The 24,805-nt window shown below is 56.8% G+C and carries 21 protein-coding genes; 13 read left to right on the top strand and 8 right to left on the bottom strand.

The window, feature by feature from the left end; all coding sequences use genetic code 11:
- Positions 1–10 precede the first annotated feature (10 nt).
- Entirely contained in the window at positions 11–841 is an 831-nt protein-coding gene (gene iclR / locus DFO52_RS19155) for a glyoxylate bypass operon transcriptional repressor IclR (protein ID WP_038417708.1), read from the bottom strand.
- A 193-nt stretch (positions 842–1,034) separates the two neighbouring features.
- On the opposite strand from iclR, the gene metH reads away from it, so the two are divergent.
- The 5 genes from metH (at position 1,035) to rluF (ending at position 8,099) form a co-directional block, all read left to right on the top strand.
- Entirely contained in the window at positions 1,035–4,718 is a 3,684-nt protein-coding gene (metH, locus tag DFO52_RS19150) for a methionine synthase (RefSeq protein ID WP_133550993.1), read from the top strand.
- Positions 4,719–4,834: 116 nt separating this feature from the next.
- Positions 4,835–6,466, top strand: coding sequence for a Na/Pi cotransporter family protein (locus DFO52_RS19145; protein WP_023309990.1), 1,632 nt, complete (start codon positions 4,835–4,837; stop codon positions 6,464–6,466).
- A gap of 95 nt (positions 6,467–6,561) precedes the next feature.
- Positions 6,562–6,855, top strand: a complete 294-nt coding sequence (locus DFO52_RS19140; protein ID WP_032662656.1) for a type II toxin-antitoxin system CcdA family antitoxin — start codon at positions 6,562–6,564, stop codon at positions 6,853–6,855.
- Entirely contained in the window at positions 6,855–7,172 is a 318-nt protein-coding gene (locus tag DFO52_RS19135; RefSeq protein WP_133550992.1) for a CcdB family protein, read from the top strand. The genes DFO52_RS19140 and DFO52_RS19135 overlap by 1 nt, the downstream gene beginning before the upstream one ends.
- A 54-nt stretch (positions 7,173–7,226) precedes the next feature.
- Complete coding sequence (gene rluF / locus DFO52_RS19130; protein ID WP_023309993.1) at positions 7,227–8,099, top strand: 23S rRNA pseudouridine(2604) synthase RluF; 873 nt, start codon at positions 7,227–7,229, stop codon at positions 8,097–8,099.
- Here rluF and DFO52_RS19125 read toward each other — a convergent pair whose 3' ends face one another.
- The 3 genes from DFO52_RS19125 to lysC form a co-directional block, all read right to left on the bottom strand.
- A complete protein-coding gene (locus tag DFO52_RS19125) occupies positions 8,100–8,372 on the bottom strand; it encodes a DUF3811 domain-containing protein (protein WP_023309994.1) in 273 nt (90 codons plus the stop codon).
- Between the two features lie 50 nt (positions 8,373–8,422).
- On the bottom strand, positions 8,423–9,367 hold the full coding sequence (gene panS / locus DFO52_RS19120; protein ID WP_029740629.1) for a ketopantoate/pantoate/pantothenate transporter PanS: 945 nt from the start codon (positions 9,365–9,367) through the stop codon (positions 8,423–8,425).
- 93 nt (positions 9,368–9,460) lie between these two features.
- Positions 9,461–10,810: a lysine-sensitive aspartokinase 3 gene (gene lysC / locus DFO52_RS19115; protein WP_023334126.1), complete on the bottom strand. Its 1,350-nt coding sequence runs from the start codon at positions 10,808–10,810 to the stop codon at positions 9,461–9,463.
- 374 nt (positions 10,811–11,184) lie between these two features.
- Between lysC and pgi the strand changes: the two genes are divergently transcribed.
- The 5 genes from pgi (at position 11,185) to DFO52_RS19090 (ending at position 16,976) form a co-directional block, all read left to right on the top strand.
- Positions 11,185–12,834: a glucose-6-phosphate isomerase gene (gene pgi, locus DFO52_RS19110; protein WP_121426211.1), complete on the top strand. Its 1,650-nt coding sequence runs from the start codon at positions 11,185–11,187 to the stop codon at positions 12,832–12,834.
- 367 nt (positions 12,835–13,201) lie between these two features.
- The gene (gene yjbE, locus DFO52_RS19105; protein WP_008503423.1) at positions 13,202–13,444 is read left to right on the top strand and encodes an exopolysaccharide production protein YjbE; all 243 of its coding nucleotides are present in this window, start codon (positions 13,202–13,204) and stop codon (positions 13,442–13,444) included.
- 63 nt (positions 13,445–13,507) lie between these two features.
- Positions 13,508–14,146 carry a YjbF family lipoprotein gene (locus tag DFO52_RS19100; RefSeq protein WP_133550991.1) on the top strand — a complete coding sequence of 213 codons (639 nt, stop codon included), beginning with the start codon at positions 13,508–13,510 and terminating at the stop codon, positions 14,144–14,146.
- Positions 14,143–14,880, top strand: a complete 738-nt coding sequence (locus tag DFO52_RS19095) for a capsule biosynthesis GfcC D2 domain-containing protein (protein WP_133550990.1) — start codon at positions 14,143–14,145, stop codon at positions 14,878–14,880. The genes DFO52_RS19100 and DFO52_RS19095 overlap by 4 nt, the downstream gene beginning before the upstream one ends.
- Positions 14,880–16,976: a YjbH domain-containing protein gene (locus DFO52_RS19090; protein WP_133550989.1), complete on the top strand. Its 2,097-nt coding sequence runs from the start codon at positions 14,880–14,882 to the stop codon at positions 16,974–16,976. The genes DFO52_RS19095 and DFO52_RS19090 overlap by 1 nt, the downstream gene beginning before the upstream one ends.
- A 77-nt stretch (positions 16,977–17,053) precedes the next feature.
- On the opposite strand, the gene DFO52_RS19085 is transcribed toward DFO52_RS19090, so the two are convergent.
- A complete protein-coding gene (locus DFO52_RS19085) occupies positions 17,054–17,506 on the bottom strand; it encodes an acyltransferase (RefSeq protein WP_047646913.1) in 453 nt (150 codons plus the stop codon).
- Positions 17,507–17,602: 96 nt separating this feature from the next.
- On the opposite strand from DFO52_RS19085, the gene psiE reads away from it, so the two are divergent.
- Complete coding sequence (psiE, locus tag DFO52_RS19080; RefSeq protein ID WP_000202963.1) at positions 17,603–18,013, top strand: phosphate-starvation-inducible protein PsiE; 411 nt, start codon at positions 17,603–17,605, stop codon at positions 18,011–18,013.
- 97 nt (positions 18,014–18,110) lie between these two features.
- Here psiE and malG read toward each other — a convergent pair whose 3' ends face one another.
- From malG to malE, 3 genes are all read right to left on the bottom strand, one after another.
- Positions 18,111–19,001 (bottom strand): maltose ABC transporter permease MalG, encoded by an 891-nt coding sequence (malG, locus tag DFO52_RS19075; RefSeq protein ID WP_023310002.1) that lies wholly within the window; start codon positions 18,999–19,001, stop codon positions 18,111–18,113.
- Between the two features lie 14 nt (positions 19,002–19,015).
- On the bottom strand, positions 19,016–20,560 hold the full coding sequence (gene malF, locus DFO52_RS19070) for a maltose ABC transporter permease MalF (RefSeq protein ID WP_133550988.1): 1,545 nt from the start codon (positions 20,558–20,560) through the stop codon (positions 19,016–19,018).
- A 125-nt stretch (positions 20,561–20,685) separates the two neighbouring features.
- Complete coding sequence (malE, locus tag DFO52_RS19065; protein ID WP_032662640.1) at positions 20,686–21,876, bottom strand: maltose/maltodextrin ABC transporter substrate-binding protein MalE; 1,191 nt, start codon at positions 21,874–21,876, stop codon at positions 20,686–20,688.
- 370 nt (positions 21,877–22,246) lie between these two features.
- Here malE and malK point away from each other — a divergent pair, with 370 nt between their 5' ends.
- Complete coding sequence (malK, locus tag DFO52_RS19060; RefSeq protein ID WP_023310005.1) at positions 22,247–23,356, top strand: maltose/maltodextrin ABC transporter ATP-binding protein MalK; 1,110 nt, start codon at positions 22,247–22,249, stop codon at positions 23,354–23,356.
- A 71-nt stretch (positions 23,357–23,427) separates the two neighbouring features.
- A complete protein-coding gene (locus tag DFO52_RS19055) occupies positions 23,428–24,741 on the top strand; it encodes a maltoporin (protein WP_029740620.1) in 1,314 nt (437 codons plus the stop codon).
- The last annotated feature ends 64 nt before the right edge of the window (positions 24,742–24,805 follow it).

The raw sequence follows: 24,805 nt of genomic DNA, 5'->3' as shown, positions 1-24,805 counted from the left end.
GCACTCAATCTCAACGAATCCCACCGTACGCCAGCGTCACCTCTTTCGCCGCCTTAATCACCAGCGCACCCAGTTCCGTCACGCGGTCATCGGTCATCCGCGAAATCGGACCGGAGATGGAGATCGCGGCAAACGGCTCGCGGTGCTCGTCAAAAATGCAGGCCGCGAGGCAGCGCAGGCCCAGGGCATGTTCTTCATCATCAAACGAATAGCCGCGCTTGCGGGTCAGGGCCAGATCTTCTTTCAGATGCACGGGCGACACCAGCGTGGCGTGGGTATAAGCGTGCAGCCCTTTACGGTGCAGCAGCCCCGTTACCTGCTCCTCGCTCAGCTGTGAGAGAAACGCTTTCCCCGCCCCGGAGGCGTGCATCGGCAGTTTGCCGCCAATCGGTGCGGACATACGCATCAGCTGCGTACACTGCACCTGGTCGATGATAATCGCCTGGTGGTCGCTCTGGTCCAGCACCGCCAGGTTTACGGTCTCGCCGGACTCCTCCATCAGCTTGCGCAGAATCGGGTGCACAATCGCCAGCAGGTTGCGGCTCTGCAGGAAGCTGCTGCCGACGATAAACGCATGCGCGCCCACCGCCCAGTGCCCCAGCTCGCCGACCTGGCGGACAAAGCCCAGCTGCTGCATGGTGGTTAGCAGGCGGTGCGTCGTGGAGTTCGGCAGTCCAGCCTGCTGGGCCAGCTCCGTCAGGGCCACGCTGCCGTGCGACTCGGCTATCCACTCCAGCAGCTTCAGACCGCGCGTGAGCGATTGAACCTGTCCGCCCTGTTGTGCGGCGGCGGTGGTGGCAGCAGGCTTTCTGCCGCGTTTAGCGGGAACGGTCGCGACCATGACGATCTCCTTTTTCTGTATCGTGGAAATCATTTTCGTTTTATTTGGTGAATTTGCAACCGTTATCCTGACTGATCGGAGGAGTGATGGTGAACATGTCTCATGTTACCGCTGTGCGCCTTTTCCACCCTGCGAGATTGTGCCAGTATGGAACGCAGCCTTTTGGCCTTGTTGAGCGTTGTCGGGAGCAAGTGTGAGCAGCAAAGTAGAGCAACTGCGTGCGCAGTTAAATGAACGAATTCTGGTGCTGGACGGCGGCATGGGCACCATGATCCAGGGGTATCGTCTGAGTGAAGACGATTTCCGCGGCGAACGCTTTGCCGACTGGCCCTGCGACCTGAAAGGGAACAACGACCTGCTGGTGCTCAGCAAACCGTCAGTCATTAAGGATATCCACAACGCCTACTTCGAAGCGGGTGCGGATATCGTTGAGACCAACACCTTTAACTCGACAACCATCGCCATGGCGGATTACCAGATGGAATCCCTGTCGGCAGAAATTAACCTGGAAGCTGCGAAGCTGGCGCGCGCCTGCGCCGACGAGTGGACGGCTCGCACGCCGGACAAGCCTCGCTACGTTGCCGGGGTGCTTGGCCCGACGAACCGCACCGCGTCGATTTCACCGGACGTCAACGACCCGGCGTTTCGTAATATCACCTTCGATCAGCTGGTTGCGGCCTACCGTGAATCGACCAGAGCGCTGGTGGAAGGCGGTTCCGATCTGATCCTTATTGAAACCGTATTCGACACCCTCAACGCCAAAGCCGCGATTTACGCGGTGAAAGAGGAGTTTGAGGCGCTGGGCGTTGACCTGCCGATCATGATTTCCGGCACCATCACCGACGCCTCCGGCCGTACCCTGTCCGGTCAGACAACCGAAGCGTTTTATAACTCCCTGCGTCACGCCGAAGCGCTCTCCTTTGGCCTGAACTGCGCGCTGGGGCCGGATGAACTGCGCCAGTACGTGCAGGAGCTTTCCCGTATCGCGGAATGTTACGTCACCGCCCACCCGAACGCCGGTCTGCCGAACGCGTTCGGTGAATACGATCTCGATGCCGACACCATGGCGGCGCAAATCCGCGAGTGGGCCGAGTCTGGATTCCTGAACATCGTCGGCGGCTGCTGCGGCACCACGCCGGAGCACATCGCTGCTATGAGCAACGCCGTGGCCGGACTGCCGCCGCGCAAGCTGCCCGAGCTTCCGGTTGCCTGTCGCCTTTCCGGTCTTGAGCCGTTGACCATCGGCGACGACAGCCTGTTTGTGAACGTGGGTGAGCGTACTAACGTCACCGGTTCCGCAAAGTTCAAGCGCCTGATCAAAGAAGAGAAATACAGCGAAGCGCTGGACGTTGCCCGCCAGCAGGTGGAAAGCGGCGCGCAGATTATCGATATCAACATGGACGAGGGGATGCTCGACGCCGAAGCGGCGATGGTGCGTTTCCTCAACCTGATCGCCGGCGAGCCGGACATCGCCCGCGTGCCGATCATGATCGACTCCTCCAAGTGGGAGGTCATCGAAAAAGGGCTGAAGTGCATCCAGGGTAAAGGCATCGTCAACTCTATCTCGATGAAAGAGGGCGTTGATATCTTTATCCACCACGCGAAGATGGTCCGCCGCTACGGTGCCGCCGTGGTGGTCATGGCCTTCGACGAGGTGGGTCAGGCCGATACCCGCGAGCGCAAAATTGAGATATGCCGCCGCGCGTACAAGATTTTGACCGAAGAGGTGGGCTTCCCGCCGGAAGACATTATCTTTGACCCGAATATCTTCGCCGTCGCGACCGGGATTGAAGAGCACAATAACTACGCCCAGGACTTTATCGGCGCATGTGAAGACATCAAGCGCGAGCTGCCGCACGCGCTGATCTCCGGCGGCGTGTCGAACGTGTCGTTCTCGTTCCGCGGCAACGACCCGGTGCGCGAAGCGATCCACGCCGTGTTCCTCTACTACGCCATCCGCAACGGCATGGACATGGGGATCGTTAACGCCGGCCAGCTGGCGATTTACGACGATCTCCCTGCCGAGCTGCGCGACGCCGTCGAGGACGTGATCCTTAACCGCCGCGACGACGCCACCGAGCGCATGCTGGACCTGGCGGAGAAATACCGCGGCAGCAAATCGGATGAGGCGGCAAACGTTCAGCAGGCCGAGTGGCGTTCCTGGGACGTGAAAAAGCGTCTGGAATACTCGCTGGTCAAAGGCATCACCGAATTTATCGAGCTCGATACCGAAGAGGCGCGCCAGCAGGCAGCCCGCCCGATTGAGGTGATCGAAGGCCCGCTGATGGACGGCATGAACGTGGTCGGCGATCTTTTCGGCGAGGGTAAAATGTTCCTGCCGCAGGTGGTGAAATCCGCCCGCGTGATGAAGCAGGCGGTGGCGTATCTGGAACCCTACATCGAAGCCAGCAAAGAGAAAGGCTCCAGCAACGGCAAGATGGTTATCGCCACCGTTAAGGGAGACGTGCACGACATCGGCAAGAACATCGTTGGCGTAGTGCTGCAGTGTAATAACTACGAAATTATCGACCTTGGCGTGATGGTCCCGGCGGACAAAATCCTCAAGACCGCGCGCGAGGTGAATGCCGACCTGATTGGCCTCTCCGGCCTGATTACGCCGTCGCTGGACGAAATGGTCAACGTGGCAAAAGAGATGGAGCGACAGGGCTTCACCATTCCGCTATTGATTGGCGGGGCGACCACCTCGAAAGCGCACACGGCGGTGAAAATCGAGCAGAACTACAGCGGCCCGACGGTTTACGTGCAAAACGCCTCGCGCACCGTGGGCGTGGTCTCCGCGCTGCTCTCCGACACCCAGCGCGACGATTTTGTGGCGCGCACCCGCAAAGAGTACGAAACCGTTCGCATCCAGCACGGCCGTAAGAAGCCGCGCACCCCGCCAGTTTCGCTTCAGGCGGCGCGCGACAACGATCTGGCTTTCGACTGGTTCAGCTACACGCCGCCGGTGGCGCACCGTCTGGGCGTGCAGGACGTGACGGCCAGCATCGAGACGCTGCGCAACTACATTGACTGGACGCCGTTCTTTATGACCTGGTCGCTGGCGGGCAAATATCCGCGCATCCTGGAAGATGAGGTGGTCGGCGAGGAGGCGAAGCGCCTGTTTAAAGACGCCAACGACATGCTCGACACGCTGAGCGCAGAGAAAACCCTCAACCCGCGCGGCGTGGTGGGCCTGTTCCCGGCGAACCGCGTGGGCGACGACATCGAAATCTACCGCGATGAAACCCGCACCCACGTGCTGGCGGTCAGCCGCCATCTGCGCCAGCAAACGGAGAAAGTGGGCTTTGCCAACTACTGCCTGGCCGATTTCGTCGCGCCGAAGCTGAGTGGTAAAGCCGACTATATCGGCGCCTTTGCGGTAACCGGCGGTCTCGAAGAAGACGCGCTGGCGGACGCGTTCGAAGCGCAGCACGATGATTACAATAAAATCATGGTGAAAGCGATTGCCGACCGCCTGGCGGAAGCTTTCGCCGAGTATCTGCACGAGCGCGTGCGCAAGGTGCACTGGGGCTACGCGGCGAATGAAAACCTCAGCAATGAGGATCTGATCCGCGAAAACTACCAGGGGATTCGCCCGGCGCCGGGCTATCCGGCCTGTCCGGAACACACCGAAAAAGGCACCATCTGGAAGCTGCTGGATGTGGAAGCCCATACCGGAATGAAGCTCACCGAGTCGTTCGCCATGTGGCCAGGCGCGTCAGTTTCCGGTTGGTACTTCAGCCATCCGGACAGCAAGTACTTTGCCGTGGCGCAGCTGCAGCGGGATCAGATTGAAGATTACGCCCTGCGCAAAGGGATGAGCGTGTCTGAAGTGGAGCGCTGGCTGGCGCCAAATCTCGGCTACGACGCCGACTAAAATCACTTTTCCTTACAACAAACAGGGCGCTCATTGGGCGCCCTGTCTCTTTCTTACGTTTAAACCCTTATACTGAACCTATGGAAAACGAATAACGATAAGGAGGAAAAACTTCCGTGCTGACGTTGTTACACCTGCTCTCTGCAGTCGCACTGCTCGTATGGGGCACCCATATCGTCCGTACCGGCGTGATGCGCGTATTTGGCGCGCGCTTACGTACCGTTCTCAGCAGCAGCGTTGAGAAGAAGCCGCTCGCCTTCTGCGCGGGCATTGGCGTAACGGCACTGGTTCAGAGCAGTAACGCCACGACCCTGCTTGTCACCTCCTTTGTGGCGCAGGATCTGGTCGCGCTCGCCCCGGCGCTGGTGATTGTGCTGGGTGCGGATGTAGGTACCGCGCTGATGGCGCGTATCCTGACCTTCGATCTCTCCTGGCTGTCGCCGCTGCTGATTTTTATCGGCGTTATCTTCTTCCTTGGCCGCAAGCAGACGCGCGCCGGACAGCTCGGGCGCGTAGGGATAGGCCTGGGGCTGATCCTGTTGGCGCTGGAGCTGATTGTGCAGGCGGTCACCCCAATCACCGAGGCCAACGGCGTGCAGGTCATCTTTGCCTCCCTGACCGGGGACATCATGCTTGACGCCCTCATTGGCGCGGTGTTTGCCATCGTCAGCTACTCCAGCCTGGCGGCGGTTCTTCTGACGGCGACCTTAACCGCCACAGGGGCGATCTCCTTCCCGGTGGCGCTGTGTCTGGTGATCGGGGCCAACCTTGGCTCCGGCCTGCTGGCGATGCTCAACAACAGCGCGGCCAACGCCGCCGCCCGCCGCGTGGCTCTCGGCAGCCTGCTGTTTAAGCTGGTGGGCAGCCTGATTATTCTGCCGTTCGTTCACCCGCTGGCGAACCTGATGGACAATCTCCCGCTGCCGAAGGCGGAGCTGGTGATCTACTTCCACGTGTTCTACAACCTGGTGCGCTGCCTGGCAATGGTGCCTTTTGCCGCGCCGATGGCCCGCTTCTGCGAACGCCTCATTCAGGACGAGCCGGAGCTGGATGCGCGCCTGAAGCCGAAGCACCTGGATACCTCCGCGCTGGATACCCCGGCGCTGGCGCTGGCGAATGCCGCGCGCGAGACGCTGCGCATGGGCGACGCAATGGAAACCATGCTCGAAGGCCTGCAAAAGGTGATGCACGGCGAGCCGCGTGAAGAGAAAGAACTGCGCAGACTGGCGGACGATATCAACGTGCTCTATACCGCCATTAAGCTTTACCTGGCGCGTATGCCGCAGGACGAGCTGGCGGAAGAGGAGTCCCGCCGCTGGGCGGAAATTATCGAGATGTCGCTTAACCTTGAGCAGGCCTCGGATATCGTTGAGCGTATGGGCAGCGAGATCGCCGACAAATCCCTTGCCGCGCGTCGTGCATTTTCAGGTGAAGGCCTGAAGGAGCTGGAAGCGCTGCACGAACAGCTGGTCAGCAACCTCAAGCTGGCGATGCTGGTCTTCTTCTCCAGCGACGTGCCGAGCGCGCGCCGCCTGCGTCGCAACAAGCATCGTTTCCGCATTCTGAACCGCCGCTACTCGCACGCCCACGTTGAGCGTCTGCACCAGCAGAACGTGCAGAGCATCGAGACCAGCTCCCTGCATCTGGGGCTGCTGGGGGATATGAAGCGTCTCAACTCGTTGTTCTGCGCGGTAGCGTACAGCGTGATGGAACAGCCGGATGAAGACGACGAGCGGGATGAGTATTAATCTCTGAAAGCGCCTCGCAAAACCGTTTTGCGGGGCGTGACACCTTATAAAGCGCAATTTACTCTTCAGACCTTACATTTTGAAGGGAATAGAAAATGCTCGTTTATTACGCTACACTTCGCCAATTCATGCGCATTCCGATGGGGGTTCTCATGCGCGCTACTCATGGCATCAAAAAATCAGTCAATGTGTCGTTAGCACCAGAAATCCTTGAAGAGGCGCGTCGGCTTAAACTTAATCTCTCTGCTGTACTCACGGCTGCGCTGCAGGAGCAGTTTCGAGCGCATCAGCGCGCAGAGTGGTTAGCAGAAAATAAAGCTTCTATTGAGGCCATTAACCAGTGGGTTGATGAAAACGGCTCCTTTAGTGATTCTCAGAGATCGTTCTGATGGAACAATATTTTGCTTATGAGAATGAGGGTAAGGGGAAAACTGCCTATCCCTGGCTAATCAATATGCAGCATCCCTTGGCCAATGTGATGAAGCATGTCCTGGTCGCACCAGCAGTTGAGCTTAGCCATCTGGGAGGCATTCAGCCGCCTGCGAAAGTGTGCCCTGTCGTTGAGATAGCGGGTAAGCCCTGCGTGGTCATGATGCACATGATGGCTGGCATATCGCCAAAAGAGTTAGGTGAGCGTGTTGCCGATCTTACGCAAAACCGGGCTTCATTGCGGGATGCACTCGATTTTTTGATCAACGGCTACTAACACTTTTTTGTCAGCCGCAAGGTAAGGTATATTTCGCCCTTCACAGGAGAAACTATGCTGCCAACTCAATCAACCCGATTAAACAAATACATTAGCGAGAGCGGGATCTGCTCACGTCGCGAGGCTGACCGTTACATTGAACAGGGTAACGTGTTTCTTAACGGCAAACGCGCCACCATCGGCGACCAGGTGGTCCCTGGCGATGTGGTTAAAGTGAATGGTCAGGTCATCGAACCGCGTGATGCTGAAGACCTGGTGTTTATCGCGTTGAACAAACCGGTTGGGATTGTCAGCACCACGGAAGACGGTGAGCGGGACAACATCGTTGATTTCGTGAACCACAGCAGCCGTATCTTCCCGATTGGCCGTCTGGATAAAGACTCACAGGGGCTGATTTTCCTCACCAACCACGGCGATCTGGTCAACAAAATTCTGCGTGCCGGTAATGACCACGAGAAAGAGTACATTGTGACGGTGAATAAGCCGGTCACGGACGAATTTATTCGCGGCATGGGCGCCGGGGTGCCGATCCTCGGTACCGTCACGAAAAAGTGTAAGGTGAAGAAAGAAGCGCCGTTCGCGTTCCGCATTACGCTGGTTCAGGGCCTGAACCGCCAAATCCGCCGTATGTGCGAGCACTTCGGTTATGAAGTGACGAAGCTGGAACGCACGCGCATCATGAACGTCAGCCTGTCCGGTATCCCGCTGGGCGAGTGGCGCGATTTAACGGATGACGAGCTGATTGAACTCTTCAAGCTTATCGAGAATTCCTCGTCCGAAGCGAAGCCGAAGGCCAAAGCAAAACCGAAAACTCAGGCGATTAAGCGCCCGGTGGTGAAGGCGCCGCAGGCGGAAGATAAGGGGCGAGGCAAGCCGGGTAATGGAAAACGCTTTACCCAGCCGGGGCGCAAAAAGAAAGGGCGCTGATTAGCGCCTTCCACGGGTAGACGTTGTGGCGGACCAGGAAAAGGTCGCCTCTGCATCCGGTTTATAAGCCTGCTCTTTTTTCAGCTTGCGGGCTTTTTTCGCCGCGGCGTCACGCTGCGCCATCAGCTTATCGATGTACTCTTTTTTCACCTGATTGGTTTCGGCGTTCGTCAGCGTGCGGCCATGGGCGATACGGGCGCGGTCGAGAAGCGTTTTCAGTTCGCGCTGCTCGGCTTCCGTCATGTCTTTCTGGGTCAAACGTGGTGTAGCCATTGCTGAAGCCTCCTGATAGAGAGGCTTCAGTGTAAAGCAAGCCGCGTAAATTAACCCTGCTTCACCGCATCTTTTTTCGTTTGTTCATCAATCGGTTTGCCGGACCAGTAGCCCGCCAGCAGCGAGCCGGAGAGGTTATGCCAGACGGAGAACAGCGCGCCAGGCAGTGCCGCCAGCGGGGAGAAGTAAATTTTACCGAGCGCCGCCGCCAGGCCGGAGTTCTGCATGCCTACCTCGATTGCCAGCGTGCGGCAGGTAGATTCGTCAAAACCGAACAGCTTCCCGCCCCAGTAGCCGCCCAGCAGGCCAATAGTGTTATGCAGCACCACGGCGATGATCACCACAAAGCCCACGGAGGCAATGTGCGATGCGGAACCCGCCACCACGGCGCTAATGATCGCCAGAATGCAGACCATCGAAAACGCGGGCAGGTACGGCTCAACGGCCTTCACCACGCGCGGGAAAAGATGGTGAATGACCAGCCCCAGCGCAATCGGGATCACCACAATCTGCAGAATGCTGAGCAGCATGCCCATCACGTCCACCTGAATATGCGCGTCCACGTACAGGCGGGTTAACAGCGGCGTGGCAACGACGCCAACCAGCGTGGAAACGGACGAGATCGTGACGGAGAGCGCCACGTCGCCTTTCGCCAGGTAGATCATGACGTTGGACGCCGTGCCGCTGGCCACGCTGCCTACCAGTACCATCCCGGCGGAGAGATCGGGCGGCATCTTAAAGGCCATCGCCAGCAGCCACGCCGCAAGCGGCATGACCAGGTAGTGCAGGAAGATCCCCGCTGCGACGGGCGCAGGGCGAGACAGCACGCGTTTAAAGTCGTCGATTTTCAGATGCACGCCCATACCGAACATGATCAGCATCAGCAGCGTGGCGACCCACGGACCAATGCCCGTGAAAGTGGCGGGGGTGTAATACGCGAGTACGGAGAGCAGCAGCGCCCATAACGGGAACAGCCGCGTAACGGCGGATAACATAGTGGATTCCTTGCAGTATTGTCGTGTTGTTTAGTTATGAAAAAGCCGGGTCTGTGCCCGGCTTATAGGTATTGTTTATCGTGCTAACGAATTTTATTCAAACAAATTCTGATGAAGTTTCTGCACGACCTGCTCAGCCTGATCGGCAGGCACCAGGAAGCAGAGGTTGTAGCTGGATGCGCCGTAGCAGATCATGCGGATGCTGAACGGGTCGAGCACGCCGAACACCTCTTTACCCACGCCGCAGGCGCGCGACAGCTTGTTGCCAATGATGGCAACCAGCGCCAGATCTTCTTCCACTTCCACGCGGCACAGCTCAGAAAGCTCAATCAGCAGAGACTGCGTCAGCAGCGTGTCGCCGGTGGAGGTAGAGCCGGTGGTGTCCAGCGTCAGCGCAATGCTCACTTCAGAGGTGGTGATCAGATCCACCGAGATATTGTGGCGCGCCAGAATGCCAAACACTTCCGCCAGGAATCCGCGGGAATGCAGCATATTGTGGCTGTGGAGCGTCACCAGCGTCTGGCGACGGCGCAGGGCCAGGGCGCGGAACAGCGGTGGGTTTTCGGTTTTCTTGCAGACCAGCGTCCCGCCCGCTTTCGGATCTTTGCTGGAACCCACGAAGACCGGAATATCGCTGCGTACGGCCGGCAGCAGCGTTGCCGGGTGCAGCACTTTCGCGCCGAAGGTGGCCATTTCCGCGGCTTCTTCAAAGGCGATCACATCAATACGTTTAGCCGCAGAAACGACGCGCGGGTCGGTGGTGTAAATGCCCGGAACGTCCGTCCAGATATCCACGCGCGTTGCATGCAGGGCTTCGCCCAACAGCGCGGCGGTGTAGTCGCTGCCGCCACGGCCAAGCGTGGTGGTGCGGCCTTTCGCTTCACTGCCGATAAAGCCCTGGGTAATCACGATACCGTCTGCCAGGCGTGGTGCCAGCTGCTGATTGGTCAGCTCCGCCAGCGCCTCAACGTCCGGCTCGGCACGCCCAAAGCGATCGCTGGTACGCATCACTTTACGCACGTCAAACCACTGCGCCTGAATGTTACGCTCGCGCATGATTTCCACAAACAGCAGGGTGGACATCAGTTCGCCGTGGCTGACCAGCTCGTCGGTCAGGGCGGTGGAGGTGGCCAGAGAGGCCGCTTCTGCCAGGGTGGTGATATTTTCCAGCAGACGTTCCACTTCCTCGCGGATAACGTTCGGGTTCTGCAGACGCTCAAGAATGTCGAACTGAATTTTGCGCAGTGCATCTAGCTTCACGAAACGTTCTGTCGCTTCCAGTCCTTCAGACAGAGAAACCAGCAGGTTCGTCACGCCGGCGGATGCTGAGAGCACCACCAGACGGGTATTCGGATCGGCCAGCACCACATCGGCGCTGCGGTTCATGGCATCGTAATCGGCCACACTGGTGCCGCCAAATTTGGCGACCACAAAACTCGTCATAACAACCTCGTGTCAGGGAATGAATAAGCGACCTTGGCACAAGAGTGAAACGAAAACAGGTGCAGGCGCAAAATACGGCCCTATAAATAAAATGCGGGGGAGGTCCTGTCAATGCTGGGATTATGCGGATTTTTTATGGGGGGGTACCCCTGAGAAACAGGACTTATAACAGGGCCATATTTTATGCTCCATTTTAGCCTGTTTTGGGCGACATTTCGCCGCCCCGGGAGGGCACTTCAGCAGCTATACTTTTCGGGTCTTTTCACCTGTGTTTGATGCAGGCCAGGGCAATGGCATAAAAACCATCACAATTTTTATTTGCAGGCGCTACAATCGACCGCAGTCACAATTCTCAAATCAGAAGAGTATTGCTAATGAAAAACATCAACCCAACGCAGACCGCTGCCTGGCAGGCACTCCAGAAACATTTTGATGAAATGAAAGACGTCACCATCGCGGATCTGTTCGCGAAAGATGCCGATCGTTTCGCTAAGTTCTCCGCGACCTTCGACGACCTGATGCTGGTGGATTTCTCCAAAAACCGCATTACCGAAGAGACGCTGGCAAAACTGCAGGATCTGGCAAAAGAAACCGAGCTTGCCGACGCCATCAAATCCATGTTCTCCGGTGAGAAAATTAACCGTACCGAAGACCGTGCCGTGCTTCACGTGGCCCTGCGTAACCGTAGCAATACGCCAATCATCGTTGACGGCAAAGACGTCATGCCGGAAGTGAACGCGGTGCTGGAAAAGATGAAAGCCTTCTCCGAAGCGATCATCTCCGGTAGCTGGAAAGGCTACACCGGCAAAGCGATCACCGACGTGGTTAACATCGGTATCGGCGGCTCTGACCTCGGTCCGTTCATGGTGACCGAAGCGCTGCGCCCGTACAAAAACCACCTCAATATGCACTTTGTGTCTAACGTCGATGGTACCCACATCGCCGAAGTGCTGAAGAACGTGAACCCGGAAACCACCCTGTTCCTGGTTGCCTCCAAAACCTTCACCACTCAGGAAACCATGACCAACGCCCACAGCGCGCGCGACTGGTTCCTGAAAACCGCGGGCGACAACAAGCACGTGGCGAAACACTTCGCGGCGCTGTCTACCAACGGTAAAGCCGTCAGCGAGTTCGGCATTGATACCGCGAACATGTTCGAGTTCTGGGACTGGGTTGGCGGCCGCTACTCCCTGTGGTCTGCGATCGGTCTGTCCATCATCCTGTCCGTGGGCTTCGACAACTTCGTTGAGCTGCTCTCCGGCGCGCACGCGATGGATAAACACTTCTCCACTACCGCACCAGAGAAAAACCTGCCGGTGCTGCTGGCGCTGATCGGTATCTGGTACAACAACTTCTTCGGCGCTGAAACCGAAGCGATCCTGCCTTACGACCAGTACATGCACCGCTTCGCAGCCTACTTCCAGCAGGGCAATATGGAATCCAACGGTAAATACGTTGACCGTAACGGCAACGCGGTGGATTACCAGACTGGCCCAATCATCTGGGGCGAGCCGGGCACCAACGGTCAGCATGCCTTCTACCAGCTGATCCACCAGGGCACCAAAATGGTACCGTGCGATTTCATCGCCCCGGCTATCACCCATAACCCGCTGTCCGATCACCATCCGAAGCTGCTGTCGAACTTCTTTGCGCAGACCGAAGCGCTGGCGTTCGGTAAATCCCGCGAAGTGGTTGAGCAGGAATACCGTGACCAGGGTAAAGATCCTGCAACTCTGGACCACGTTGTGCCGTTCAAAGTGTTCGAAGGCAACCGCCCAACCAACTCCATCCTGCTGCGCGAAATCACGCCGTTCAGCCTGGGCGCGCTGATTGCCCTGTACGAGCACAAGATCTTCACGCAGGGCGCCATCCTGAACATCTTCACCTTTGACCAGTGGGGCGTTGAACTGGGCAAACAGCTGGCAAACCGTATTCTGCCAGAGCTGGGTGATGATAAAGCGATTGCCAGCCATGACAGCTCCACAAATGGTTTGATCAACCGTTATAAAGCGTGGCGTGCGTAATTAAAACGTCATGAAAACGTGCCGGCTTAATGCCGGCATTTTTTTATCAGATAATTCCTGATGTCTGTTAGTTAACTCAAATTCTGAATCTGAGTTTAATCCGAAAAAGACGCTTAACCCGTTAATTGCTGCGGTTTATTTTAAGAAAATACGTAGTGGTCCATTAATATCATTATATTATAACTCATTGATTTGTATGAATTATATATTTATGTTATTTGTCTTTCATTTCCACTTTAACCATTAATCCGAAAACTCCATCCCTATTTCCCCTTACGGCAAACCCACGGCACTAGTTGTGTATACTCGATTCCGCCTGAAATTCTTTTCGGGCAAATCTCCATTCATTCATTGAAGGGAAATTGTTATGAAGAAAGTACTGTATGGCATTTTTGCCATATCTGCGCTTGCGGCGACATCTGTCTATGCAGCTCCGGTTCAGGTCGGGGAAGCGGCAGGTTCGGCTGCGACGTCTGCGTCTGCGGGTAGTTCTACCGCAGCCAGCGCCAGCACCGTAAGTTCAGCCGTGGGTGTCGCGCTGGCGGCAACCGGTGGCGGTGATGGCTCCAATACCGGAACCACGACCACCACGACAACCAGCACCCAGTAATAGCGGGTGTTTTAATCATAACCACACTTCGGTGTGGTTATTTCGCCCCTTCGGAGAAGAGTCGTGAAGCGACCTGCAATCATTCTGATTTGCCTGCTGCTGCAGGCGTGCTCGGCCACCACTAAAGGGCTGGGAAACTCACTGTGGGAAAGCATGTTCGGTACACCGGGCGTACATCTGACCGATGACGAACTTCAAAACATGCCCTATGCCAGTCAGTACATGCAGCTAAACGATGGCCCGCAGCTGTTTGTGGTGCTCGCTTTCGATGAAAACGGGCAGCAGAAATGGGTGACGCAGGATCAGGCCACCATCGTGACGCAGCATGGCCGTATCGTGAAAACCCTGTTGGGCGGCGACAACCTGCTGGAAGTGAATAATATCGCTGCCGATCCGCTGATCGAGCCGAACCAGATCGTCGACGGCGCAAGCTGGACGCGCACGATGGGCTGGACCGAACATAAGCAGGTGCGTTACGCCACGGCACGCTCGACCTTCCGCTGGGACGGCACGGACAGCGTGAAAGTCGGCAGCGACGAAACCCATGTTCGCGTGCTGGATGAAGAAGTCACCACCGACCAGGCCACCTGGCACAACCGCTTCTGGATCGACGAGGAAGGGCAGATCCGCCAGTCCCTGCAGTATCTCGGTGCCGGATTCTTCCCGGTGAAAACCACCCTGATCAAGGCGGCGAAATCATGAAAACGCTCATCCACGTTTCGCTTCTCGCCAGCCTTGCCGCGCCGCTGGCATGGTCCGCAGGGACGGTAAATGTCTACACGCCGGACAGTGAAAAACCCAAAACCTTAACCCACGCCGAGCATCTGATCGATCTCGTCGGACAGCCAAGGCTCGCCAACAGCTGGTGGCCGGGGGCTGTGATCGCTGAACGGCAGAAGACCGCTGAAGCGGAACAACAGCACAAGGCGCTCCTTGCCAGGCTGACGGGGTTAGCGGAGCAGGAAGATGGCGACGACGCGGCGGCCATTAACAGCGTACGCCAGCAGCTGCAGGCGCTGAAGGTGACGGGCCGTCAGAAAGTGAATCTTGATCCCGATGAAGTGCGCGTCACGGAAAAGGGCAACCCCACGCTTGAAGGGGAGTATACGCTCTGGCTGCCGGTGAAGCCGACGACGGTGACCGTGATGGGGCTTATCAGCAGCCCGGGTAAAAAGCCCTTCACGCCCGGTCGTGACGTGGCGAGCTACCTCGACGAGCAGAGCCTGCTGAGCGGTGCCGATAACAGCTACGCCTGGGTGGTTTACCCTGACGGGCACACACAAAAAGCCCCCGCCGCTTACTGGAATAAACGGCATATCGAACCTATGCCGGGCAGCATCATTTTTGTCGGTTTTGCCGACCATTTCTGGACGAAGGCGTATGACGGGCTTAACGCCGATATCCTTCACTCCCTGATTCAGCGGATACCGGAATAATGAAAAAAACCTATCTCTACAGCATGCTGGCGCTCTGCGTGAGTGCCGCCTGCCATGCAGAAACGTATCCGGCACCCATTGGCCCGTCTCAGTCAGACTTCGGCGGCGTCGGTTTACTGCAAACGCCCACCGCGCGTATGGCGCGCGAAGGGGAAATTAGCCTTAACTACCGTGATAACGACCAGTATCGCTACTACTCCGCCTCGGTACAGCTATTCCCGTGGCTTGAAACCACGCTGCGCTATACCGACGTGCGTACGAAACAATACAGCAGCGTTGAGGCGTTCTCCGGCGATCAGACCTACAAAGATAAAGCCTTCGACGTCAAGCTGCGCCTGTGGGAAGAGAGCTACTGGATGCCGCAGGTGTCCGTGGGGGCCAAAGATATCGGTGGTACCGGTCTGTTTGATGCGGAATACATCGTGGCCAGCAAAGCCTGGGGCCCGTTCGACTTCTCGCTCGGCCTGGGATGGGGCTATCTCGGCACCAGCGGTAACGTGAAAAACCCGTTTTGCTCCTACAGCGACAAATACTGCTATCGCGATAACAGCTACAAAAAAGCCGGTTCCATCAACGGGGATCAGATGTTCCACGGCCCGGCATCGCTGTTTGGCGGCGTAGAGTATCAAACGCCCTGGCAGCCATTACGCCTGAAGCTGGAATATGAAGGAAATGACTACTCGCACGACTTCGCCGGGAAGATTGAGCAGAAGAGCAAGTTTAACGTCGGCGCCATTTATCGCGTCACCGACTGGGCCGACGTTAACCTCAGCTACGAGCGCGGCAATACGGTGATGTTTGGCTTCACGCTGCGCACCAACTTTAACGACATGCGGCCGCACTACAATGATAACGCGCGCCCTGCATACCGGCCGGAGCCGCAGGATGCGATTCTGCAGCACTCCGTGGTGGCAAACCAGCTGACGCTGTTGAAATACAATGCCGGTCTGGCGGATCCGAAGATTCAGACCAAGGGCGACACGCTTTACGTCACCGGCGAGCAGGTGAAATACCGCGACTCGCGCGAAGGGATCGAACGCGCCAACCGGATCGTCATGAACGATCTGCCGGAGGGGATCCGCACGATCCGCGTGACGGAGAACCGTCTCAACCTGCCGCAGGTCACAACCGAAACGGACGTTGCCAGCCTCCAGCGCCATCTGGAAGGCGAGCCGCTCGGGCATGAAACCGAGCTGGTGCAAAAACGCATTGAGCCCGTGGTGCCAGACACCACCGAGCAGGGCTGGTATATCGATAAATCGCGCTTCGATTTCCATATCGATCCGGTGCTGAACCAGTCCGTCGGCGGGCCTGAAAACTTCTACATGTATCAGCTGGGCGTGATGGCGACAGCGGATCTGTGGGTCACCGACCACCTGCTGACCACCGGCAGCCTGTTCGGCAACATCGCTAACAACTACGACAAATTCAACTACACCAACCCGCCAAAAGACTCGACGCTGCCGCGCGTGCGTACCCGCGTGCGTGAATACGTGCAGAACGATGCCTACGTGAATAACCTGCAGGCCAACTACTTCCAGTACTTCGGCAACGGCTTCTACGGCCAGGTGTACGGCGGGTATCTGGAAACCATGTACGGCGGCGCGGGGGCGGAAGTGCTTTATCGTCCTGTCGACAGCAACTGGGCGTTCGGGGTGGATGCCAACTACGTCAAGCAGCGTGACTGGCGCAGCGCGCAGGACATGATGAAGTTCACCGACTACAGCGTCAAAACGGGCCATCTGACCGCCTACTGGACGCCGTCGTTTGCCCCTGACGTGCTGGTGAAAGCCAGCGTCGGCCAGTATCTGGCGGGCGATAAGGGCGGTACGCTGGATATCTCTAAACACTTCGACAGCGGCGTCGTGGTGGGCGGCTACGCCACCATCACCAACGTCTCGCCGGACGAATACGGGGAAGGGGACTTCACCAAAGGGGTCTACGTGTCGATTCCGCTGGATCTGTTCTCGTCAGGCCCAACCCGCAGCCGTGCGGCAGTGGGCTGGACGCCGCTGACGCGTGACGGGGGTCAGCAGCTTGGACGTAAGTTCCAGCTGTATGACATGACGAGCGATAAGAACATTAACTTCCGCTGATGCTTCACGCCGGGCGGCATTGCGTTTGCCCGGCCTGCTATTTTGTAGGCCCGGTAAGCGCAGCGCCACCGGGCGAATCACAAGCGGCGCAGTAGCCTCGCCGGGTTCCCGGCATAGACACCTTTCTCGACGATCGATTTTGTTACCACGCTCCCTGCACCAATCACCGCACCGTCGCAGATGGATACCGCCAGAATGGTCGCTCCACTGCCTATCGAAACATCATTCCCCACGGTAATATGGCCCCAGCTCTCTCGGTCGGCGTTCGGTTTCCCCTCCCGAAACATATCGTTGGCAAACATCACGCCATGGCCAACAAAGCAACGCTTACCAATAGTGACATACTCGCAGATGAAGGTGTGCGACTGGATTTTGCAGTCGTCACCGATGCGCGTATTGCCCTGGATTTCAACAAACGGGCCGACGAATACGCCGTTGCCCAGCACACAGTCGTAAAGGTTAGCAGGTTCATATACGATCACATTGTCGCCACAGGTCACGTTGCGAACCCCGGTTTGTTTACGCTCCATCGGTTTTCTTCCTACATAAAACATAATTAAAAAATATAGATCCCCGTCACATTTTTGCGTTATACAGGAACCTCGCCCTGGAGAATGAGGTGCTGTATGACATCCCTGACTCGCCCGCGCGTTGAGTTTATCTCAACTATCCTCCAGACCGTGCTGAACCTCGGTCTGTTGAGCCTTGGCCTGATACTGGTCGTCTTTCTCGGCAAAGAGACGGTGCATCTGGCGGATGTACTGTTCGCTCCTGAACAAACCAGCAAATATGCGCTGGTGGAAGGCCTGGTGGTCTACTTTCTCTACTTTGAATTTATTGCCCTGATTGTGAAGTACTTTCAGTCCGGCTTTCACTTCCCGCTGCGTTATTTTGTCTACATTGGGATCACCGCGATTGTGCGGCTGATCATCGTCGATCATAAATCTCCGCTCGACGTACTGATCTACTCGGCGGCGATCCTGCTGCTGGTGATCACCCTCTGGCTGTGCAACTCGAAGCGGCTGAAACGCGAATAAAAAAATGGCGGCCCGGAGGCCGCCTAACAACAGTCACAAGTTGGGTCAATACAATACGTCTAAAGTTGAGGGTTGCAGTGGCATAACAAAATGAAACTTAACCTTTCACACCGCCCGCCGTCAGGCCGTTGACCAGCCAGCGCTGAGCCAGCAGGAACACCACGGTAATCGGGATGGCAGAAAGTACGGCCGCCGCGGCAAAGTCGCCCCACAGGTAGTTTTGCGGGTTGAGGTATTGCTGCATACCCACGGCCAGGGTGTAGCTGTTCACATCACGCAGTAACAGTGAGGCAACCGGTACTTCGGTGATCGCAGCGATAAACGACAGAATAAACACCACCGCCAGGATAGGCACCGACAGCGGCAGCAGCACCAGGCGGAACGCCTGCCACGGGGTTGCGCCATCCAGCGCAGCCGCTTCTTCCAGCGAGCCGTCGATGGTTTCGAAATAGCCTTTAATGGTCCATACATGCAGTGCGATACCGCCAAGATAGGCGAAGATCACGCCGCCGTGGGTGTTCAGACCGATAAAGGGTACGTACTGGCCCAGACGGTCAAACAAGGCATATAACGCCACCAGCGACAGCACGGCCGGGAACATCTGGAAAATCAGCATCCCTTTCAGGAGCGTCGCTTTGCCCGGGAAACGCATACGGGCGAAGGCGTAGGCACAGGTGGTGGAAAGTGCCACGATACCAATGGCGGTAATGCCTGCAATTTTCACCGAGTTCCACAGCCACAGCAGCACCGGGAACGGCGGCGGCGTGACGCGGCCATCCGCATGTTCCACGCTGAAGCCCAGCGCGAGCTTCCAGTGTTCCCAGGAGATTTCGTCCGGGATCAGGCTCCCGGTGGCGAAGTTGCCCGAACGCAGGGAGATGGCGATAACCATCAGCAGCGGGAACATGATCGCCGCGATGAAAATCAGCAGGCCTAAGTGCGTCGCCAGGAGGCGCAGTTTCTGAGATTTGGGTTGTACCATTGCCATGATCGATGCCCTCCTTAGTCGAATTTCATACGTGTGGCTTTCAGGTTCACAATCGCCAGAGCGCCTACCAGCAGGAAGATCAGGGTGGCAATCGCCGCCGCCAGACCGAAGTCCTGACCGCCGCCGCCTTCGAAGGCGATACGGTAGGTGTAGCTCACGAGCAGGTCGGTATAGCCTGCTGGCGTCGTGGTGCCAAGGCGGTCCGGGCCGCCGTTGGTCAACAGCTGAATCAGCACGAAGTTGTTAAAGTTAAAGGCGAAGCTGGCAATCATCAGCGGCGTCAGCGGCTTAATGAGCAGCGGCAGCGTAATTTTAAAGAAGTTCTGGAACGGGCCCGCGCCGTCCATCGCCGAGGCTTCATACAGATCGTCCGGGATAGCCTTCAGCAGCCCCATGCACAGGATCATCATGTACGGATAACCGAGCCAGGTGTTCACGATGATAATCATCGAGCGGGCGGTGGTCGGGTCGCTGAACCAAGCCGGTTTGATACCGAACAGGGCGCTCAGCATCATGTTGATTTCACCGAAGCTCTGGTTAAACAGCCCTTTGAAAATCAGAATCGAGATAAACGACGGTACGGCATACGGCAGGATCAGCAGCACGCGGTAAATCGCTTTGCCTTTCAGGGATTCCCACTGGACCAGACAGGCCAGCACCATGCCCACGGCCACGGTCAGGATCACCGTCAGCACCGAGAAGACCACCGTCCAGACGAAGATGGCGAAGAACGGTTTCTGAATGCCTTCGTCGGTAAACACGCGGGTAAAGTTGTCCCAGCCGATGGTGACGGTATAGCCCGGGCTGAGCTTGTCATCACCCCATTTGCCGTCGGCAGTAATGGACTGATAGAAACCAATGTCGTTATTCGGACGATATTTCACGCCGCTCTGGTTGTTGGTCAGCGTGCCGTCGTTCGCCAGAGTGTACAGCGGCTGCGTGCCGGAGAACTGGCGCAGCGAGCTCATGGTCACTTTGCTTTCGTCTGGCAGCACGGCGGTGAGCTGGGTCAGCGCCTGACGGTTCTGGGTAATAACGCGCAGGTTGGCACGTTCACCTTCCGGCAGGGCCTGTGCCTCTTTTAAGGCCAGCTTCTGCTCGCCGCCAAATTTGAACGCGTCGGAGACATAGTATTTGCTGCTTGCTTCGTCAGTAAGCGCTAACTTCCACTCGTTACCGGCAGGATACAGGCCGAAGTTAAAGGTCTTGCCTGCCTGATAGGAGCGATCCATCAGAACCTGCTGCGCGCGCTCCTGCGCAAGCTGGTTGGTGCTGCTGTAGTTGGTAAACGCAATGGCGATGGTACAAATCAGCGGGAACAGGACAAACAGCCCCATCCCGGCCACGCCCGGGTAGACATAGCGCCAGGCGTAGGCTTTACGATTAGCGAAAATATACAGGCCAGCAGAGCTTAAAATCAGCGTCATGATGGCGAACAGATATTCCCCTTGTACGTACATTAAAACAACAAGGTAACCCACCAGCAGACACAGCAGACCTATCGCTGACCACTTCAGCGCGTCGCTTTGCCACCAGCGTTTCTTTTTAATGACATCCATGGGGTTTTTCCTCTACAACGTTTGATCTTTTCTCCCTCTCCTGGGGGAGAGGGCCGGGGTGAGGACGTGCGGATAGCGCCAACCCTCACCCTAACCCTCTCCCAAAGGGAGAGGGGACTACGTCATTACTTAGTAATACGACCCTGAGCATCTTTCAGCGCGGCATCGACAGTCTGACGACCGCTTGCAGCGTTGATGACCGCGGTACGCGTGGCGTACCAGAACGCGGCCATTTGTGGGATGTTCGGCATGATTTCGCCTTTCTGGGCGTTATCCATGGTGGCCGCGATACGTGGGTCTTTCGCCAGCTGATCCTGGAAAGATTTCAGCGCGACGGCGCCCAGCGGTTTGTCCTTGTTCACTTCATCCAGACCCTGATCGGTCAGCAGGTAGTTTTCCAGGAACTCTTTCGCCAGCTCTTTGTTCGGGCTGGCGGCGTTGATGCCCGCGCTCAGCACGCCAACGAACGGTTTAGACGGCTTGCCTTTGAAGGTTGGCAGCAGCGTCACGCCGTAGTTGATTTTGCTCTTGTCGATGTTGGTCCAGGCCCACGGACCGTTGATGGTCATCGCGGTTTCGCCTTTGTTGAACGCCGCTTCCGCGATGGAGTAGTCGGTATCCGCGTTCATGTGTTTGTTCTTGATCAGATCCACCAGGAAGGTCAGACCCGCTTTCGCGCCAGCGTTGTCCACGCCCACGTCTTTCACGTCATATTTGCCGTTTTCAAACTTGAACGCGTAACCGCCGTCGGCAGCAATCAGCGGCCAGGTGAAGTACGGCTCTTGCAGGTTGAACATCAGGGCGGATTTACCTTTCGCCTTCAGCTCTTTATCCAGTTTCGGGATCTCTTCCCAGGTTTTAGGTGGGTTCGGTACCAGGTCTTTGTTGTAAATCAGAGACAGGGCTTCAACCGCGATAGGGTAAGCGATCAGCTTGCCGTTATAGCGAACGGCGTCCCAGGTGAACGGGAACAGCTTGTCCTGGAAAGCTTTGTCTGGCGTCACTTCTGCCAGCAGGCCAGACTGCGCGTAACCCCCGAAACGGTCATGCGCCCAGAAGATGATGTCCGGGCCGTCGCCGGTTGCTGCAACCTGCGGGAACTTCTCTTCCAGCTTGTCCGGGTGTTCTACGGTAACTTTGATGCCGGTATCTTTTTCGAATTTTTTGCCCACTTCGGCCAGGCCGTTATAGCCCTTGTCGCCGTTAATCCAGATAACCAGCTTGCCTTCTTCAATTTTGGCGAGCGCTGGAGCGGAAACCATCATTGCTGCAAGGGCGGACAATGCGAAAACGCGTGCGCCAGTCTTGATATTCATATCTGCCATCCTTTTTGGTGATGTGCTCGTGGATACATAAGGTGGTTCAACGTGACTCAGTCTCCTTATTTGACATCCTCTTTCCATCCTCCCAACCCCTACGCCCCACCCCCCGTTTGTGTGATCTCCGTTGCATAAATTTAAGTTATGAGTGCTGGCGCACATAAAAACCCACCGAATTTTGCAGGCGGCTTCACGAATTTTGCCTCAGCCCTCCCGCGGCGGTCGCAGAGCCTGCTCCCTCATCCTCCCGCCTCCTCCCCCATAAAAAAGGCGGGGGGTGGAGGATTCGGGAAAGTAATGGATACCCCATAGTGAACTTATCTTGAATGTTTCTGTCGGTGACAGGTTGTAACGAAGGGAGAAGGGCATGGCGAGCGTACAGCTGCGTAATGTAACGAAAGCCTGGGGTGACGTTGTGGTGTCGAAAGACATCAATCTGGACATCAACGAAGGCGAATTCGTGGTGTTTGTTGGCCCATCAGGCTGTGGTAAATCTACTCTGCTGCGTATGATTGCCGGTCTTGAAACCATCACCAGCGGCGATCTGCTGATTGGTGATACCCGAATGAACGACATCCCGCCCGCCGAACGTGGCGTCGGTATGGTGTTCCAGTCTTATGCACTCTATCCACACCTTTCCGTTGCCGAAAACATGTCCTTTGGCCTGAAGCTGGCCGGCGCGAAGAAAGAAGTCATTAACCAGCGCGTGACGCAGGTGGCGGAAGTGTTACAGCTGGCCCACCTGCTGGAGCGTAAACCCAAAGCGCTTTCCGGTGGTCAGCGTCAGCGTGTGGCGATTGGCCGTACGCTGGTGGCCGAACCGCGCGTGTTCCTGCTCGATGAACCTCTCTCTAACCTGGATGCCGCCCTGCGCGTCCAGATGCGTATTGAAATCTCCCGTCTGCACAAGCGTCTTGGCCGCACGATGATTTACGTCACCCACGATCAGGTGGAAGCGATGACCCTCGCCGACAAAATCGTGGTGCTGGATGCCGGCCGCGTGGCGCAGGTGGGTAAACCGCTGGAGCTGTACCACTACCCGGCAGACCGCTTTGTTGCGGGCTTTATTGGCTCGCCAAAGATGAACTTCCTGCCCGTCAAAGTGACCGCGACAGCCATTGAACAGGTACAGGTGGAGCTGCCAAACCGCCAGCAGGTCTGGCTGCCGGTCGACAGCGCCAACGTACAGGTCGGGGCAAACATGTCCCTCGGTATTCGTCCTGAGCACCTGCTGCCGAGCCACATCGCTGATGTAACTCTGGAAGGTGACGTTCAGGTCGTCGAACAGCTTGGTCACGAAACACAGATTCATATCCAGATCCCCGCCATCCGTCAGAACCTGGTCTACCGCCAGAATGACGTGGTGTTGGTAGAAGAGGGTGCCACATTCGCTATCGGCTTGCCGCCAGAGCGTTGCCATCTGTTCCGTGAGGATGGCACTGCATGTCGTCGGCTGCACAAAGAGCCAGGCGTTTAAGCAATCCCAAAAGAAGACACGAAACCGACAGGTGAAGTGTTCAAAGAAAAGCAATGATCTCAGGAGATAGAATGATGATTACTCTGCGCAAACAAGTCCCTCTGGCAATCGCCATTGCGGCAGGCATCCTGTCTGCCCAGGCAGGCGCCGTGGACTTTAAAGGTTATGCTCGTTCCGGCATTGGCTGGACCGGGAGTGGCGGTGAGCAGCAATGCTTCCAGGCAACAGGTGCTCAAAGTAAATACCGTCTCGGTAACGAATGTGAGACCTATGCTGAACTGAAGCTGGGCCAGGAAGTGTGGAAAGAGGGCGATAAGAGCTTCTACTTCGACACCAACGTCGCGTATTCCGTTTCTCAGCAGAACGACTGGGAATCCACCAGCCCGGCCTTCCGTGAAGCTAACGTGCAGGGTAAAAACCTCATTGAAGCACTGCCAGGTTCCACCATCTGGGCCGGTAAGCGCTTCTATCAGCGTCATGACGTTCACATGATCGACTTCTACTACTGGGATATTTCAGGTCCTGGTGCGGGTATCGAAAACATCGACCTGGGCTTCGGTAAGCTCTCTCTGGCCGCAACCCGTTCTTCTGAAGCGGGCGGCTCAGCGACCTTCGCGGATCGTGACGCGCTGGGTAACCGTATTTATGACAACCTGGTACCGAACGATGTCTTCGACGTCCGTTTAGCACAGATGCAGGTCAACGAAGGCGGTACGCTGGAGTTCGGTGTTGATTATGGTCACACCAATATTCCTGATGATTACTACCTGCAGCCTGGCGCGTCTAAAGACGGCTGGATGTTCACTGCTGAACATACCCAGAGCATGCTGAAGGGCTTTAACAAATTTGTGCTGCAGTACGCAACTGACTCTATGACCTCCAACGGCAAGGGTCGTGCGGAAGGCGGTAGCATCAACAACAACGGTGACATGTGGCGTGTTCTGGACCACGGTGCGATCTCTCTGGGCGACTCCTGGGATCTGATGTACGTGGGTATGTACCAGGACATCAACCTGGATAACAACAACGGCACCAAATGGTGGACTGTCGGTGTTCGTCCTATGTACAAATGGACGCCAATCATGAGCACCCTGCTGGAAGTGGGCTACGACAACGTCAAGTCTCAGAAAACTGACGACACGAACAGCCAGTACAAAATTACCCTGGCACAGCAATGGCAGGCTGGCGACAGCATCTGGTCCCGTCCGGCTATCCGCGTCTTCGCAACCTACGCGAAATGGGATGAGAAATGGGGCTACGCGAACGGCGACTCCGGTGCAGGCTATGACTCTGGTATTGCTTACAGCGACACGTCCGCAAAAACCTTCAGCCGCGGCGACTCTGATGAGTGGACCTTCGGTGCCCAGATGGAAATCTGGTGGTAATTCGTTAGACCTGACGTAATGACCTAAAAAGAGGGGCGCAAGCCCCTCTATCCTTAGGGTGCTG

The organism is Enterobacter sp. AG326 (assembly GCF_004362415.1).
Lineage (GTDB): Bacteria > Pseudomonadota > Gammaproteobacteria > Enterobacterales > Enterobacteriaceae > Enterobacter > Enterobacter asburiae.
Note: the sequence above shows the minus strand (reverse complement) of the source record. Positions and strands in the feature narration are given on the sequence as shown.

What these genes read in the sequence shown, in the direction of transcription:
- malK (WP_023310005.1), top strand. Translation starts at nt 22,247, where the DNA reads ATGGCGAGCGTACAGCTGCGTAATGTAACGAAAGCCTGGGGTGACGTT.
- DFO52_RS19135 (WP_133550992.1), top strand. Translation starts at nt 6,855, where the DNA reads ATGGAACAATATTTTGCTTATGAGAATGAGGGTAAGGGGAAAACTGCC.
- malE (WP_032662640.1), bottom strand. Translation starts at nt 21,876, where the DNA reads ATGAATATCAAGACTGGCGCACGCGTTTTCGCATTGTCCGCCCTTGCA.
- yjbE (WP_008503423.1), top strand. Translation starts at nt 13,202, where the DNA reads ATGAAGAAAGTACTGTATGGCATTTTTGCCATATCTGCGCTTGCGGCG.
- DFO52_RS19090 (WP_133550989.1), top strand. Translation starts at nt 14,880, where the DNA reads ATGAAAAAAACCTATCTCTACAGCATGCTGGCGCTCTGCGTGAGTGCC.
- rluF (WP_023309993.1), top strand. Translation starts at nt 7,227, where the DNA reads ATGCTGCCAACTCAATCAACCCGATTAAACAAATACATTAGCGAGAGC.
- malF (WP_133550988.1), bottom strand. Translation starts at nt 20,560, where the DNA reads ATGGATGTCATTAAAAAGAAACGCTGGTGGCAAAGCGACGCGCTGAAG.
- DFO52_RS19095 (WP_133550990.1), top strand. Translation starts at nt 14,143, where the DNA reads ATGAAAACGCTCATCCACGTTTCGCTTCTCGCCAGCCTTGCCGCGCCG.
- panS (WP_029740629.1), bottom strand. Translation starts at nt 9,367, where the DNA reads ATGTTATCCGCCGTTACGCGGCTGTTCCCGTTATGGGCGCTGCTGCTC.
- DFO52_RS19125 (WP_023309994.1), bottom strand. Translation starts at nt 8,372, where the DNA reads ATGGCTACACCACGTTTGACCCAGAAAGACATGACGGAAGCCGAGCAG.
- lysC (WP_023334126.1), bottom strand. Translation starts at nt 10,810, where the DNA reads ATGACGAGTTTTGTGGTCGCCAAATTTGGCGGCACCAGTGTGGCCGAT.
- DFO52_RS19085 (WP_047646913.1), bottom strand. Translation starts at nt 17,506, where the DNA reads ATGGAGCGTAAACAAACCGGGGTTCGCAACGTGACCTGTGGCGACAAT.
- DFO52_RS19055 (WP_029740620.1), top strand. Translation starts at nt 23,428, where the DNA reads ATGATGATTACTCTGCGCAAACAAGTCCCTCTGGCAATCGCCATTGCG.
- psiE (WP_000202963.1), top strand. Translation starts at nt 17,603, where the DNA reads ATGACATCCCTGACTCGCCCGCGCGTTGAGTTTATCTCAACTATCCTC.
- pgi (WP_121426211.1), top strand. Translation starts at nt 11,185, where the DNA reads ATGAAAAACATCAACCCAACGCAGACCGCTGCCTGGCAGGCACTCCAG.
- iclR (WP_038417708.1), bottom strand. Translation starts at nt 841, where the DNA reads ATGGTCGCGACCGTTCCCGCTAAACGCGGCAGAAAGCCTGCTGCCACC.
- DFO52_RS19140 (WP_032662656.1), top strand. Translation starts at nt 6,562, where the DNA reads ATGCTCGTTTATTACGCTACACTTCGCCAATTCATGCGCATTCCGATG.
- malG (WP_023310002.1), bottom strand. Translation starts at nt 19,001, where the DNA reads ATGGCAATGGTACAACCCAAATCTCAGAAACTGCGCCTCCTGGCGACG.